This window comes from uncultured Amaricoccus sp. (assembly GCF_937858865.1).
Classification (GTDB): domain Bacteria; phylum Pseudomonadota; class Alphaproteobacteria; order Rhodobacterales; family Rhodobacteraceae; genus Amaricoccus.
Genome location: NZ_CALLYO010000429.1, coordinates 1 through 14357 on the forward strand (window position 1 = coordinate 1; position 14357 = coordinate 14357).

General features: G+C 71.9%; 17 protein-coding genes. 10 read left to right on the top strand and 7 right to left on the bottom strand.

Annotation, left to right across the window (positions count from 1 at the left end; all coding sequences use genetic code 11):
• Positions 1-219 precede the first annotated feature (219 nt).
• The 7 genes from Q0112_RS12640 (at position 220) to Q0112_RS12670 (ending at position 5700) form a co-directional block, all read left to right on the top strand.
• Complete coding sequence (locus tag Q0112_RS12640; RefSeq protein ID WP_297975841.1) at positions 220-942, top strand: flagellar hook-basal body complex protein; 723 nt, start codon at positions 220-222, stop codon at positions 940-942.
• Between the two features lie 21 nt (positions 943-963).
• Positions 964-1749, top strand: a complete 786-nt coding sequence (gene flgG, locus Q0112_RS12645; RefSeq protein ID WP_297975842.1) for a flagellar basal-body rod protein FlgG — start codon at positions 964-966, stop codon at positions 1747-1749.
• Position 1750: 1 nt separating this feature from the next.
• Positions 1751-2182 carry a flagellar basal body P-ring formation chaperone FlgA gene (gene flgA / locus Q0112_RS12650; RefSeq protein WP_297975843.1) on the top strand — a complete coding sequence of 144 codons (432 nt, stop codon included), beginning with the start codon at positions 1751-1753 and terminating at the stop codon, positions 2180-2182.
• The gene (gene flgH / locus Q0112_RS12655) at positions 2179-2913 is read left to right on the top strand and encodes a flagellar basal body L-ring protein FlgH (protein ID WP_297975844.1); all 735 of its coding nucleotides are present in this window, start codon (positions 2179-2181) and stop codon (positions 2911-2913) included. Before flgA ends, flgH begins: the two co-directional genes overlap by 4 nt.
• 10 nt (positions 2914-2923) lie before the next feature.
• Entirely contained in the window at positions 2924-3466 is a 543-nt protein-coding gene (locus Q0112_RS12660) for a flagellar basal body-associated FliL family protein (RefSeq protein ID WP_297975845.1), read from the top strand.
• Between the two features lie 503 nt (positions 3467-3969).
• On the top strand, positions 3970-5328 hold the full coding sequence (locus tag Q0112_RS12665; protein ID WP_297975846.1) for a selenium-binding family protein: 1359 nt from the start codon (positions 3970-3972) through the stop codon (positions 5326-5328).
• Positions 5329-5346: 18 nt separating this feature from the next.
• A complete protein-coding gene (locus Q0112_RS12670; RefSeq protein WP_297975847.1) occupies positions 5347-5700 on the top strand; it encodes a 2Fe-2S iron-sulfur cluster-binding protein in 354 nt (117 codons plus the stop codon).
• A gap of 2 nt (positions 5701-5702) precedes the next feature.
• Here the strand turns inward: Q0112_RS12670 and Q0112_RS12675 are convergent, their stop codons facing one another.
• The 6 genes from Q0112_RS12675 to yghX all read right to left on the bottom strand — a co-directional run bounded on the left by Q0112_RS12675 (position 5703) and on the right by yghX (position 11911).
• Positions 5703-6101 (bottom strand): hypothetical protein, encoded by a 399-nt coding sequence (locus Q0112_RS12675; protein ID WP_297975848.1) that lies wholly within the window; start codon positions 6099-6101, stop codon positions 5703-5705.
• Positions 6098-7189: a flagellar biosynthesis protein FlhB gene (locus tag Q0112_RS12680; protein WP_297975849.1), complete on the bottom strand. Its 1092-nt coding sequence runs from the start codon at positions 7187-7189 to the stop codon at positions 6098-6100. Before Q0112_RS12680 ends, Q0112_RS12675 begins: the two co-directional genes overlap by 4 nt.
• Positions 7186-7965 (bottom strand): flagellar biosynthetic protein FliR, encoded by a 780-nt coding sequence (locus tag Q0112_RS12685; protein ID WP_297975850.1) that lies wholly within the window; start codon positions 7963-7965, stop codon positions 7186-7188. Before Q0112_RS12685 ends, Q0112_RS12680 begins: the two co-directional genes overlap by 4 nt.
• Positions 7965-10040: a flagellar biosynthesis protein FlhA gene (flhA, locus tag Q0112_RS12690; RefSeq protein ID WP_297975851.1), complete on the bottom strand. Its 2076-nt coding sequence runs from the start codon at positions 10038-10040 to the stop codon at positions 7965-7967. Before flhA ends, Q0112_RS12685 begins: the two co-directional genes overlap by 1 nt.
• On the bottom strand, positions 10040-10849 hold the full coding sequence (locus tag Q0112_RS12695) for a transglycosylase SLT domain-containing protein (protein WP_297975852.1): 810 nt from the start codon (positions 10847-10849) through the stop codon (positions 10040-10042). Before Q0112_RS12695 ends, flhA begins: the two co-directional genes overlap by 1 nt.
• Before the next feature lie 165 nt (positions 10850-11014).
• Positions 11015-11911 (bottom strand): YghX family hydrolase, encoded by an 897-nt coding sequence (yghX, locus tag Q0112_RS12700; protein WP_297975854.1) that lies wholly within the window; start codon positions 11909-11911, stop codon positions 11015-11017.
• 169 nt (positions 11912-12080) lie between these two features.
• Between yghX and Q0112_RS12705 the strand changes: the two genes are divergently transcribed.
• Positions 12081-12296, top strand: a complete 216-nt coding sequence (locus Q0112_RS12705; protein ID WP_297975856.1) for a hypothetical protein — start codon at positions 12081-12083, stop codon at positions 12294-12296.
• Positions 12297-12386: 90 nt separating this feature from the next.
• Positions 12387-12605, top strand: coding sequence for a hypothetical protein (locus Q0112_RS12710; protein ID WP_297975857.1), 219 nt, complete (start codon positions 12387-12389; stop codon positions 12603-12605).
• 10 nt (positions 12606-12615) lie between these two features.
• Here Q0112_RS12710 and hemE read toward each other — a convergent pair whose 3' ends face one another.
• Positions 12616-13647 (bottom strand): uroporphyrinogen decarboxylase, encoded by a 1032-nt coding sequence (hemE, locus tag Q0112_RS12715; protein ID WP_297975858.1) that lies wholly within the window; start codon positions 13645-13647, stop codon positions 12616-12618.
• A gap of 80 nt (positions 13648-13727) precedes the next feature.
• On the opposite strand from hemE, the gene hemC reads away from it, so the two are divergent.
• Positions 13728-14357, top strand: a 630-nt coding sequence (hemC, locus tag Q0112_RS12720) for a hydroxymethylbilane synthase (protein ID WP_297975859.1), incomplete at its 3' end; no start/stop codon positions are given.

The window sequence follows — 14357 nt, forward strand, 5'->3', positions numbered from 1 at the left end:
TTGTTCTCCCCGCCTGTTGGCGGGGCCCCTCGCCTGCTCGATAGGAAAGCTTGCCTGTATGAATGCCTTTCCGGTGGGGCGGGGGCGCTGGCGGTTCCTTTCCGGCGACGGGGGACGGGTGGGGGTGGGTGGTCTTGACGAATTCTTTACCTCGGCGGCGCAGGTTCCGCCGCGAGCGCCGGTTTTGGCGCGCGGGTACGCAGTACGCGGGAGTGGAGCATGGACCTTGCCGTCTACGTGGCCCTGACCCGGCAGTCGGGGCTGGCCAAGGAGCTCCAGTCGGTCGCCAACAACATCGCCAATCTCTCCACCACCGGCTACCGCCGCGAGGGCGTCGTCTTCGCCGAGGAGGTGCGGGCGCTGCCGGTCGAGGGCGGCAGCGTCGCGATGACCGAGGCGCGGGCGCGCTTCACCGAGGAGCTGCAGGGCTCGCTGCAGGAGACGGGCGGCACCTACGACCTCGCCATCGAGGGCGAGGGCTATTTCACCGTCAGGACGCCGGCCGGCGAGCGGCTGACGCGCGCGGGCGCCTTCGCGCCGAATGCCGACGGGGTGCTGGTCAATCCCGATGGGCACGCGCTGCTCGACGAGGGCGGCGGCGAGATCGTCATTCCGTTCGAGGCGAGGAACGTCGGCATCTCGGCCGACGGCACCGTCTCGGTCGACGGGGCGCCGGCGGCCAGGATCGGGCTCGTCGCGGTCGAGGACCGCACCAGGCTCTTCCGCGAGGCGGGAGTGCTCTTCCGCGCCGCCGGCGAGGTGGTGCCGGTCGAGGAGGGGCGCGTGGTGCAGGGCTTTCTCGAGCAGTCGAACGTGAGCCCGGTGACGGAGATGGCGCGCATGGTCGAGGTGCAGCGCGCCTACGAGTACGGCCAGCGGCTGCTCGACCAGGAGGACGAGCGCATCCGGCTGGTGGTGAGGACGCTCGGCCAGCAGGCCTGAGCGCGCGAGTAGGAGAGGATCATGCGGGCACTGAACATCGCGGCGACCGGCATGGCGGCGCAGAACATGCGGGTCGAGGTGATCTCGCACAACCTCGCCAACATGTCGACGACGGCCTACAACGCCCGGCGGGCGGAATTCTCCGACCTGCACTACCAGCAGGTGGCGCGGCCGGGGACGATCAATTCCGCCGACGGCACGGTTTTGCCGGCTGGCGTGCAGCTCGGCCTCGGCGTGCGGGCGGCGGCGGTCTCGATGCAGGTCGAGCAGGGGACGGTGACCGAGACCGGCGGCTCGCTCGATCTCGCCATCGAGGGCATGGGCTATCTCGAGGTGACGCTGCCGAACGGCGATCCGGCCTATACCCGGGACGGGGCGCTGAAGCGCAACGGCGACGGGCTGATCGTGACCTCGGACGGGTTCGGGGTGGTGCCCGACATCACCATCCCCGAGGACGTGCGCGAGATCTCGATCAACGCCGATGGCGAGGTCTATGCCTATTTCGACGGGCAGACCGAGGCGCAACTGCTCGGGCAGTTCACGCTGACGAGCTTCCCGAACGAGAAGGGGCTCGAGGCGCTGGGCTCGAACCTCTACCGCGAGACGGAGGCCTCGGGCGCGGCCAACCCGGGGGACCCGGGCGAGGACGGGCGCGGGACCTTCCGCCAGGGGTATCTGGAGAATTCGAGCGTCGATGCGGTGCACGAGATCACCGGGCTCATCGAGGCGCAGCGCGGCTACGAGCTCAACGCCAAGGTCATCACCGCCGCCGACCAGATGCTGGCGGCCACCGTGCAGATCCGCTGACATGGCCCGGGCTGCCGCGATCTTCCTCCTCCTCGTCTGCGCGCTGAGCGCGGGTGCGGTCTTCGCCCAGTCGGTAACCCCGGTGCGCGCCATCCGCAGCCAGAGCGTGCTGCAGGCGGAGGATCTGGCGCTGGCGGAGGAAAGCGTGCCGGGCGGCCTCGCCGCGGTCGAGGAGGCGATCGGGCGCGAGGCCAGGGTCGCGCTCTATCCCGGGCGGCCGATCCTGGCGAGCCAGCTGCGCGCACCGGCGCTCGTCGAGCGCAACGCGGTGGTGCGGATGTCCTATCGGAGCGGCCCGCTCCGGATCGCGACCGAGGGCCGCGCGCTCGACCGGGCGAGCGTGGGCGAGCCGGTCCGGGTGATGAACCTCGCCTCGAAGCAGACCGTGACGGGCGTGGTGGCGGCGGACGGCAGCATCGAGGTCGGGCAATGACGCGCACTCCCCTTCTTCTCGCGGCGGCGGTCTCGCTGGCCGCCTGCGGCATGCAGACGATCGGCCGGCCGCCGGAGATGACCTCGATCGGCGTGACGGAGGAGGACGCGAAGCCGATCCTGACCGCCGAGCGGGCGGCCGTGGCGGTGCCGCCGCCGCAACCGGCGCGCTACGCCTATCAGCAGGGCTCGCTCTGGAACACCGGGCCCTCGGGGCTGCTCGGCGACCGGCGGGCGCGCAGCCTCGGCGACATCCTGACGGTGACGATCGAGATCGACGACAAGGCGGAGATGAAGAACACGACCACCCGCACGCGCGAGGGCAGCGAGAGCGCCGACGTCGGGGCCTTCTTCGGGGTGAGCAACGTGCTGCCGCCGGGGGTGATGAAGCTGAACCCGACGCTGGAGATGGAGTCGGAATCGGATTTCACCGGCACGGGGTCGATCAAGCGGAACGAGAAGCTGGAGCTGCGCGTCGCGGCGACCGTGGTGCAGGTGCTGCCGAACGGGCATCTCGTCATCCAGGGCGACCAGGAGGTGCGGGTGAACTACGAGCTGCGCGACCTGCAGGTGACAGGGATCGTGCGGCCCGAGGACATCTCGCGCTACAATGAGATCCCCTACGACCGCATCGCCGGGGCGCGGATCTCCTATGGCGGCCGCGGCCAGGTCTCGAGCGCGCAGCAGCCGCGCTACGGCCAGCAGGTGGTCGACCGCGTGGTTCCCTACTGAGGCGGCGCGGATGAAGAAGCTCGCTCCGCTCCTCATCGCGCTGCTCGGCCTCGGGGTCGGGGTCGGCGTGGGGCTCGCGCTGAAGCCGGCGCCCGAGCCGGAGGTGGCGGCGGCCTGTCCGCCGGCCGAGGGCGAGGCGGAGGCGAAGGCGGAGGTCGCCTGCCCGGCGGATGGCGCGGACCCCTTCGCGCCGACCAAGCCGGAGGAAAAGAAGAAGAAGGCGGCCGAGCTCGCCTACGTGCAGATGGACAAGCCCTTCGTCGTGCCGATCTTCGCCGGGGAGAAGGTCGCGGCGATGGTCGTCGTCTCGCTCTCGGTCGAGACCGACACCGAGGGGGCGCACGATGTCGAGGCGCTGAAGCCGCGGCTGCGCGACGGCTTTCTCAAGGTGATGTTCCGCCACGCCAATTCCGGCGGCTTCGACGGCAGCTTCACCAGCGGACGGAAGATGGACGACCTGAAGTCGGCGCTGCTCAGGAGCGCGCAGGAGATCGTTCCCGGCACGCTGGTCGAAGAGGTGCTGATCACCGAGATCGCGCGGCAGGATTCGTAGAAGAGAAGGCGTGCCGTGGCCGCCCCCCGGCGGCCACGGTCGCTCTTCGCGACAATCGGCACTCATCCCCGCCGTCACTCGCAGCACTGGCCACTCGGAACTCGGTCGGCAGGGCACCCCTCAAACCCCTCGCAATCGTATTGATAGGCGGTTTTCCGCCGATTGCCAAGCTGCCCGCGCACGAAAAGCTGGGCGGTGTTGCTGATTGGCAACGGCTGGGGATTATCTTTTCAGACCAAGGACAAGCGGGGCGGACACTCTGTCGCGAGGCGATTCGCGGGCGCGGCGCGCCTGCCGTTCGCGCGGGGAGCGGCGAGCGGAGGTGGCGCGCGCGAATCACCGGCGCGGGGCCCGTCCGGCTCTTGACGGGCGGCGGGGCCGTCACATGATCACTGCACCGGGACGGGCCCGCGCAGGAAGGGAGACGCGGCGGCGATGTGCGGACCGACGCCGCTTTCCGGGACGGCGGGCTTTCGAACCGGCACGTGATGGAGGAAGCCGCCATGTCCACCGCCTGCTGCGCCGGTCCGGGCTATGCCTCGCCCAAGGAGGCGATCAAGGCGCCGCGCGAGAAGCTGGTCTACACGATCTGCATCTATACCGGCACGGGGATCGAGAAGCCCGACTATCTCGCGACGATCGACGTCGACGAGGCGAGCCCGACCTATGGCGAGGTCATCCACCGCACCGAGGTGGGGGCGATCGGCGACGAACTGCACCACATGGGCTGGAACGCCTGCTCCTCCTGCCACGGGGACGCGTCGGCCGAGCGCCGGTTCCTGATCGTGCCGGGCGTGCGGACGACGAACTTCTACATCATCGACACGGCGAGCGATCCGCGCCGGCCGGTGCTCGCCAGGACGATCAGCGGCGAGGAGATCAAGCGGCGGACCAACCTCTCGGCGCCGCATACCGTGCACTGCCTCGGACACGACATCATCGTCTCGATGCTCGGCGACGCCGAGGGCAACGGGCCGGGCGGCTTCCTGCATCTCGACAAGGACTTCAACATCGTCGGGCGCTGGGAGAAGGATCTCGGCGCGATGCGGTACAACTACGACTTCTGGTACCAGCCGCGCCACAACATGATGGTCTCCACCGAATGGGGCGCGCCCAACACCTTCATGCCCGGCTTCGAGCTCGAGGACGTGGCGCGCGGCCGGTACGGGCAGCACATCCACTTCTGGGACTTCGAGAACCGGACGGTGGCGAAGTCGGTCGACCTCGGGGCGGAGGGGCTGATCCCGCTCGAGGCGCGCTTCCACCACGACCCCGAGAGCACGCACGGCTTCGTCGGCGCGGCGCTGGCCTCGAACGTCTTCCACTACTGGAAGGACGAGACGGGCGAGCTCCGGGTCGAGAAGGTCATCGACGTGCCGGCGATCGAGGTCGAGGGTTTCCCGGTGCCGATGCCGAGCCTCATCACCGACATCCTCGTCTCGATGGACGACCGCTACCTCTATTTCTCGAACTGGCTGCACGGAGACCTGCGCCAGTACGACATCTCGGATCCGTCGAACCCGCGGATGACCGGGCAGGTCTGGCTCGGCGGCATGCTCGGCAAGGCGCCGGTCGTGAACGGGCAGGCCATCACCGGCGCGCCGCAGATGATCCAGCTCAGCCTCGACGGGCGGCGGCTCTATGTCACCACCTCGCTCTTCTCGACCTGGGACAACCAGTTCTATCCGGCGATGAAGGAGCAGGGCGGGGTGATGCTGATCGTCGACTGCGACGTCGAGAAGGGCGGGATGAAGATCCGCGACGACTTCCTGGTCGACTTCGGCAAGGAGCCGCACGGGCCGGCGCGGGCGCACGAGACGCGCTATCCGGGCGGCGACTGCTCGTCGGACATCTGGGTCTGAGGGCGGAGGGGCGGCGGGGTGCGCAGGCATGCGGTCACGCTGCGCAACCGCGCCGGGCTGACGCTCGAGGTCGGCGAGGACGAGCCGGTTCTCGATGCGGCCGAGGCCGCCGGCTGCGTCCTGCCGGTCGGCTGCCGCTACGGCGGCTGCATCACCTGCGCCGCGCGGATGATCTCGGGGGCGGTGCGCCAGCCGAAGGGCACGGCTCTCAACAGGCGGCAGGCCGGGCTCGGCTACGTGCTCCTCTGCGTGGCCCGGCCGACCGAGGACTGCGTCTTCGAGGTCGGGGTGGAGAGCCACGGCGAGCTCTACGCCAACCCCTTCGCCTCGGCGTCGGCCGCCGATCTCATGAAGCGGATCGGCCAGGGGTGAGGTCAGGCCGGGGTGGCCGGCGGCGGCGCCTCGCGCTCGGTGCGGGCGTCGCGCTGGTGGCGGGCATCGTCGTCGGCGCGCTCCACCAGCTTGCCGAGGGCCTCGTGCTTGCCGAGGCTCTGCACGGCCTGCGCCCGGGCGGCGGCGATCGCGGGGGCGAGCGCCGCGCGCTGGCGCCGGGCGGCGCGGATGCGCTGGTCGACCCAGGTTTCGCGCAGCGCCTGCTGGGCGGGCGGCAGCGGCGCGCCCGATTTCGCCTCGCGCGAGAGGGTGGTGGCGAGGGCGGCGATCTCGGCGGCGAGCGTCCGGTCGCGGGAGAGGAGCGCGTCGAGCCGGGCGAGGTCGCGGGCGCGGCGCGCCTCGGCGAGGCCGGCGAGGCGGCGGAGCGCGGCCGGGGTCATCCGCCGCTCCGCGCGCGGGCGGCGCGGCGCATGCGCTCGGCGAAGCGGATGGCGGCGGCGACGGCGCGATAGTGCTCGGGCGCGATCTCGCGGCCGATCTCGACGGTGGCGAAGAGGGCGCGGGCGGTGGGCGGGTCGCTGTGCAGCGGGATGCCGGCGGTCTCGGCGACCTCGCGGATGCGGAGCGCGACCTCGCCCTCGCCCTTGGCGACGCAGACCGGCGCCGTCCCCTTGGCGCGCGACCATTTCAGCGCCACGGCGAAATGCGTCGGGTTCACGATGACGACATCGGCCTTGGGCACGTCGAGGAGCATCCGGTTGGTGGCGATCGCCTCGGCGCGGCTGCGGCGCTGCGCCTTCATGTGCGGGTCGCCTTCGGACTGCTTCGTTTCCTCGCGCAGGTCCTGGTAGGACATGCGCAGGCGGCGGGCGTGCTCGAAGCGCTGCCAGACGAAGTCGACCGCGCCGATCGCCACCGCGATGATGGTGGCGACGGTGAGGAGGACGCCGAGCGACTCCGCCAGCATGGCGCCGATGACCCGCGCCTCGGCGGTGGCGGCGCCGATCATCCGGTCGAGGTCGCGCGAGAGATAGACGAAGAGCGCGGTGGCGACGGCGGCGAGCTTTGTCGCCGCCTTGGCAAACTCGACGAGCCCGGCGGCGCCGAACTTGCGCTTGGCGCCGGCGAGCGGCGAGATGCGGTCGAGCTTCGGGACGATCTTCTCGCCGGAGAAGACGATCGCCTGCTGGGCGAAGAGGCTGACGAGCACGGCGGCGATGGGCAGCAGGAAGACCGGCGCGAGCGCCGCGAGCGCCTCGGCGAAGATCGCCCCGCCGAGGCGCGGACCGCCGGGGCCGAGGATGCGCCCCATCAGGCGGTCGGGCTGGCCGATGAAGATCATCAGCGTCGAGGCGGCCTGGCTGACGGCGAAGGCGCCGCCGGTGCTGATGACGACGAGGAGCGCGAGGTAGGTGGCGGCGGCGGTGACGTCGGAGGAGCGGGGGACGTCGCCCTTGCGGCGGGCTTCGGCGAGCTTCTGCGGCGTCGGGTCGAAGACCTTCTCGCCGCTCGACTCCCCGCCGCTCATCGCGGCATCGCCAGCGGGTCGGCCAGCGTGGCGTCGAGGCGCTCGCCCCAGAAGTGGAGGATGACGGGTGCCGCCAGCATGAGGAGGAGGAGGCCGCCGGCGGTGATCGCGGGCGCGCCGATGAAGGCGACCATCAGCTGCGGCATGGCGCGGTTGATGGCGCCGAGGGCGAGGTTGTAGGCGAAGCCGGCGATCACGAAGGGCGCGGCGAGGGAGAAGCCGAGGGCGAAGGCCTGCGCCACGCGGGCGGTGCCCCAGGCGGCGATGTCGGCGGCGGGAACGGGCAGGCCCATGGGCAGGATCTCGTAGGAGCGCGCCATGGCAAGCGCCGCCTTGACGTGCAGGTCGGTGGCGACGGCGAGCGTGATGCCGGCGAGCATGAGGATGTTGCCGATGGCCGGCATCGGGTCGGGGGTGACGCCGGCGCCGAACATCTGCGCGAGCGCGGTCGACTGCGCCGCGATCGAGCCGGCGAGCTGGAGCGCCAGCACCATGAGGCGGATCGCGAGGCCGAGGAGGAGGCCGATCGAGCTCTCGATCATCAGCATGAGGAGCATCGGCCGGGCGGGGTCGGGGCTGGCGAGGCCGGGCGCGAGGAGCGGCCAGACCACCATCGTGAAGGCGATGGCGACGCCGAGGCGCACCCGCGCCGGGATCAGCTGCTCGCCGAAGCCCGGCAGGAGCGCGACGACCCCGGCGACGCGGGCGAAGACGAGGATGAAGCCGGTGAGCCCCGTCTGGGCGAGGTCCATCAGCGCGCCGAGGCCCTCGAACATCAGGCGAGGCCGAGCACGGCCGGCCGCGCGCCGGGGCCGATCTCCTCGAAGGAGAAGACCGGGTTGCGGATGCCCTTGGCGAGCAGGACGGTGTGCAGGAAGCGCCGGCGCTTGGTCGAGGTGACGACGGCCGGATAGCGGCCCTGGGCGCCGGCGTGGGCGATCCTCTCGGCGACCGAGTTGGCGAGGCGGTTGAACTCGGCCGGCGGCAGGGCGACGTCGACCACGCCGCCGCCCTCGGGCAGCTGGTAGGCCTGGAAGAGCTCCTCCCAGGAGGGGTTGAGCTGGATGAGCGGGAGCGCGCCGTCCGCCTCCTGGATGCCGGCGACGAGCTGGAAGCCGAGGCGGTGCCGCACCTGCTCGCAGAGCACCTCGGCGCTGGCGCTCGGGGCGTTGGCCTCGGAGATCGCCTCGAGGATGAGCGGCAGGTTGCGGATCGAGACGCGCTCCTCGAGGAGGAGGCGGAGCACCGCCTGCAGCGTGTCGATCGAGACCTTCTCGGGGATGAACTCGTCGAGCATCTTGCGGTTCGCCTCGGCCCGGCGGGTGTCGGTGAGCGAGGTGAATTCCTCGAGCAGCTTGCGCAGGCTGCGGCGGGTGAAGAGCTTGCCGAAGTTCGCCTTGACGATCTCGAGCAGATGGGTGGCCACGACTTCGGTCGGGGTGACGACGGAGAGGCCCATGAGCGCCGCCTCCTCCTGCAGCGCGGGGGCGATCCAGCGGGCCGGGGCGCCGTAGACCGGCTCGGCGACCGAGCGGCCGTCGGGGGCGGGGGCACCCTCGTCGGGAAGGAGCACCAGCACGCGGTCGGTCTCGATGGTCGATCGGGCGACCTCCACCCCCTGGATGCGGATGGCGTAGGTGCCGGGCTCGAGGCCGGGATTGTCGGTGAGGCGGATCTCCGGGAGGATCAGGCCGAACTCGCTGGCGATGTGGTTGCGCATGTTGAGGATGCGCGCGTCGAGGCCGGTCGCCTCGTCCATCACCACGGGGACGAGGTTGGGCGAGAACTCCATGTGGATCTCGTCGACGTCGAGGAGGTCGCCGAGCGAGCGCCTGGCCGGTGCGCGCGCCTCCGGCGGGGCTGCGGCCGCCGCGGCTTCGCGGAGCCTGGTCTGCCGCGAGAGCCAGGCGGCGACGGCGAGGCAGATGGCGCCGACCAGGAAGGGGATGAAGGGCAGGCCGGGGATGAAGGCGAAGAGCGCCATCAGCACGGCGACGGTGCCGAGCGCGGTCGGATAGCCGCCGAGCTGGCGCATCAGCGCGCGGTCGGTCGAGCCGACGAGGCCGCCCTTGGAGAGCAGCATCGCCGAGGCGATCGAGATGATGACGGCGGGGATCTGGGTGACGAGGCCGTCGCCGACGGTGAGGATCGAGTAGGTCTCGAAGGCGTCGTGCAGGGCCATGCCGTGCACCAGCACGCCCATGGCGAGGCCCATGACGAGGTTCAGGAGCGTGATGAGGAGACCGGCGATGGCGTCGCCCTTCACGAACTTCGAGGCGCCGTCGAGCGAGCCGAAGAAGGTCGTCTCCTCCTGCTCGATCCGCCGCCGCTCGCGGGCCTCGGCGTGGGAGATCGCGCCCGCGGCCATGTCGCTGTCGATGGCGAGCTGCTTGCCGGGCATCCCGTCGAGCGCGAAGCGGGCGCCGACCTCGGCCATGCGGCCGGCGCCCTTGGTGATGACGATGAAGTTGACGATGAGCAGGACGGCGAAGATCACCAGGCCGAGGAAGACCGAGCCGCCCATGATGAACATGGCGAAGCCCTCGATCACGTGGCCGGCCGCCTTGGTGCCGGTGTGGCCCTGGCCGATGATGAGCTTGGTGGAGGAGACGTTCAGCGAGAGCCGCAGCATCAGCGAGGCGAGCAGGATCGTCGGGAAGGAGGAGAAGTCGAGCGGGCGCTGGATGAAGAGGGTGATGGTGAAGATGAGGATGGCGATGGCGAAGGAGGCCGCGAGGCCGAGGTCGAGCACCCAGGCCGGCATCGGCAGGATCATCATGGCGATGACCGCCATGAGCGCCATGGCGAGGAGCACGGTCGGCTGGTAGAGGGTGCGGAGGCTCAGGTCCATCAGAAGAGGCCCCCCGGCGGGCCCGAGAGGAGCGGCTGGCCCGGGGTGAGGAGCGGCGTTCCCTGGGTGACGAGGGCGCCGGCCGCCGGGACGAAGATGCCGGCGATGCCGCCCGGGGTGGCGGGCGTGGGCGTTGCGGCGCGGATGCGTTCGGCCATGGCGCGGCGCTGCGCCTCGCGGCGGGCCTGGCGGGTCGAGAAGCGCTGCCCGGGCTGGGCCGAGGCGACGAGGGTCTCCGCGTCGGTGAGGGCGCCGGGCTCGAGCTCGGCGAGCAGGCGGTCGAAGCGGGCGCGGTAGGTCATCGCCTTGTCGGGCGTCAGGGAATGGTAGGCGCCGGCGGCCTCGGACCAGCTGCCGCGCTCCTCGTAGAGCGTGCGCAGGAACTGGGCGGCGTAGGTCGCGGTCCATTCCGGGTCGAACATGTCGTCGAGCGAGGGGAAGGCGTGGCCGTGCCAGCGGTAGTTGATCTGCACGCAGCCGACGTCGAAGCTCGGTCGCCCCTCGGCCAGGCTCTGCCGGCCGAAGGCGAGCGCCTCCTCGCGGGTCTTGAACCAGAAGCCCTTGCCCTCGCGGTTGATCGCCCAGGGCCAGGCGCGCATGCGGCCGTCGCGGTGCTGGCCGGTCTCGGTGAGGGCGACGGCGAAGAGCACCTCGACCGGGACGCCCCCGCGGCGGGCGCCCCTGGCGATGGCGGCGTCGCAGAGGGCGGAGGGGTCGGCCGACGGCTCGGCCGCGCGGGCGGGCGGGGCGGCCGCGAGGACCGCCAGCACGAGTGCCAGACCGAGCCCGACGCCGGACCGGGGTGTCATCCGAGGCTTCTCCTCCGACCGCCTGGGCTCATCTAGCGGGCGGAGGGTTACCAGATGGTTATCGGCCGTGCCGGGCGGAGCCGGACGCGGCGATTCTGCCTGTCTTCACAGGGATTTGGATGCCCGGGGCAGGCGGGCGGCCGCGGGCGGCCGCACCGCGGGGGGTCAGGCCTCCGAGGCGAGATACCTGTCGAACCAGGCGAGCGTCCGCTCCCAGGCGAGCGCCGCCGCCGCCTCGTCGTAGCGCGGGGTAGTGTCGTTGTGGAAGCCGTGGTTCACGTCCGGGTAGAAGTGGGCCTCGTAGACCTTGCCGTTGGCCTTCAGCGCCGCCTCGTAGGCCGGCCAGCCGGCGTTGATGCGCTCGTCGAGCCCGGCGTAGTGCAGGAGCAGCGGCGCCTGGATGGCCGGCACGTCGGCCGGATCCGCCTGGCGGCCGTAGAAGGGCACCGAGGCGGAGAGTTCGGGATAGGCGACGGCGAGCGCGTTGCAGACGCCGCCGCCGTAGCAGAAGCCGACGCAGCCGACCTTGCCGGTCGAGTCGGGGTGCGCGGCGAGATATTCGTAGCCGGCGAAGAAGTCCTGCATCAGCTTCACCGGGTCGAGCTGCGACTGCATCTCGCGCCCCTCGTCGTCGTTGCCGGGATAGCCGCCGAGCGAGGTCAGGCCGTCGGGGCCGAGCGCGAGGTAGCCGGCCTTGCCGAGGCGGCGGACCACGTCCTCGATGTAGGGGTTGAGCCCGCGGTTCTCGTGCACCACCAGCACCGCCGGCAGCGGGCCCTCCACATCGGCCGGGCGGGCCATCAGGCCGCGGACGGCGCCGTTGCCCTCGGGCGAGGGATATTCCACCCGCTCGGTGGTGATCGCCGGATCGTCCGGCGGCACCTGCGCGGCAAGCGCGTAGTCGGGCTGCAGGCCGGCGAGGAGCGTGGCGGCCGAGGCGCCGCCGACCGCGTATTTCGCCGCATGGTCGAGAAAGGCCCGCTTCGACATGTGCCCGTGCACATAGCCGTCGTAGAGCTCGAGGATGCGCTGGTCGAAGTCGCTGGCCTTCTTGCGCTGCATCTTGGACCTCCTTCGTGAAGATGGCGGACAGAGTAAGGCCATCGGCCGGCCGGCCCGCTTCACGATCCGTCGACATCGTGGCCCGGCGTTAACACATTAATTTCCTTGAACTTGTCTTGGATTGTCCGCGACGGCACCCTCAGGGCGAGGGAAAGTGGGGGCTTGGGTCGTGTTTCCATTCATCGAGGAGCGGATCGCCTATGGCCGCTCGATCCGGCAGCGGGCGAGCTGCCTCATCGAGGCCTATGGCGCGGAGGCGCGGGCCGAGGCGCTGCGGGCGGCGGAAGAGCCCGGCCTCGCGGCCGCGGAGCGGTCGTTCTGGATCGCGGTGGCGGCGCGGGTCGCCCGCCAGTTCGGCCAGAGGGACGCGCTGGCGGTGCTCTGACCGGCAACCTCCGGTTAGCCTCTTAACCCCTCGCGGGATTGTCGGGCCGGATGCCGGTTGTCATCGTCGGCCACGGGGAGAGGGCGGGCCATGCTTCTCGAACGACTTGACGAGCGGATCGCGCTCGGGCGCGCCATCCGCGACCGCGCCAGGGAGACGGTGGAGACGCGCGGGCGCCTGGCCGAGGCGGCGGCGTGGAGCGCGGCACGGGCGCCCGGCCTCAGCCCGAGCGAGCGGAATTTCCGCGAGGCGGTGGCGGCCCGCGTCTCGCGGATGTTCGCCTACATCGGCAGCGAGCGGCAGCATTGACGAGGCGGCGCTAGCCGCGGATCGCGCGGAGCATGCGGTCGACGTTGGCGGGATCGGCCTCGGGGGTGATGCCGTGGCCGAGGTTGAAGACGTGCGGGCCGCCGGCGAAGGCGCGGACGCAGGCGCGGGTCGCCGCGTCGAGGGCCGTGCCGCCGGCGACGAGGAGGAGCGGGTCGAGGTTCCCCTGCACGCAGAGGCGGGGCTGGAGCTCGGCCGCGGCCCATTCCGGGACGACCGAGGTGTCGAGGGCGACCGCCTGGACGCCGGCCTCGGCGGCGAAGGCGGCGTAGCCGGCGCCGGCGCCGCGCGGGAAGCCGATGACCGGCAGCCGCGGGTGGGCGGCGTGCAGCGCGGCGGCGATGCGGCGGGCGGGGGCGATGGCGTAGCGGGCGAAGAGCGGGCCGGGCAGCGCGCCGGCCCAGCTGTCGAAGAGCTTGACGATCTCGGCGCCGGCCTCGACCTGGGCGAGGAGGTAGGCGATGGTCGCCTCGGTGATGCGCCCGATCAGCGCGTCGAAGGTGGCGGGGTCGCGGTAGAGGAGCGCCCGCGCCGGGGCCTGGTCGGGGGTGCCGCGGCCGGCGATCATGTAGGTGGCGACGGTCCAGGGGGCGCCGGCGAAGCCGATCAGCGGCACCTCGGGCGGAAGGGCGGCGCGGAGGGCGCGGACGGTCTCGTAGACCGGGGCGAGCGTCTCGTGCACCGCCTCGGCCGGGCGGAGGCGGGCGAGATCGCCCGGGCCGGTGACGGTCGAGAGGCGCGGGCCCTCGCCCTCGACGAAGGCGAGCTCGGCGCCGAGCGCGTGCGGGACGAGCAGGATGTCGGCGAAGAGGATGGCGGCGTCGAAGCCGAAGCGGCGGATCGGCTGCAGCGTCACCTCGGCGGCGAGCTCGGGCGTGTAGCAGAGGTCGAGGAAGCTGCCGGCCCTGGCGCGGGTCGCGCGGTATTCCGGCAGGTAGCGGCCGGCCTGGCGCATCATCCAGACCGGCGGGACCGGGAGGGTCTCGCCGGCGAGCGCGCGCATCATCGGTCTCTTGTCGCTCACGACCCCCTCCCCGCCACGCGGCGCCCACCTTGCGACGGACGGGGCGCGACCTTACAGATCGGCCCCGGAAAGGAAAGCCCGTGGCCCTCGATCTCCCCGACCCCGAGCGGCGGCTCCGCATCGGCACCCGCGGCAGCCCGCTGGCGCTGGCGCAGGCGCGCGAGGCGCGCGACCGGCTGATGGCGGCGCACGGCCTGCCCGAGGCGGCCTTCGAGCTCGTCGTGATCAGGACGACCGGCGACCGGGTGCAGGACCGCTCGCTCTCGACGCTGGGCGGCAAGGGGCTCTTCACCCGCGAGATCGAGGAGGCGCTCATCGCCGGCACGATCGACATCGCGGTGCATTCGATGAAGGACATGCCGACGCTGCAGCCCGCGGGGCTGGCGATCTCGGCGCTGCTGCCGCGCGAGGACCCGCGCGACGCCTTCGTCTCGCAGGCGGCCGCGTCGCTCGCGGCGCTGGCGCCGGGGCGCGTCGTCGGCAGCTCGAGCCTCAGGCGGCGGGCGCAGGTGCTGCATCGGCGGCCGGAGCTCCGGGTGGTGGAGTTCCGCGGCAGCGTGCAGACGCGGCTGCGCAAGCTCGAGGAGGGGGTGGCGGCGGCGACGCTCCTCGCCATGGCCGGGCTGCGGCGGCTCGGCATCGCGGCGATGGCGCGGCCGATCGAGCCGGAGGAGATGCTGCCCGCCATCGCCCAGGGCGCCATCGGCATC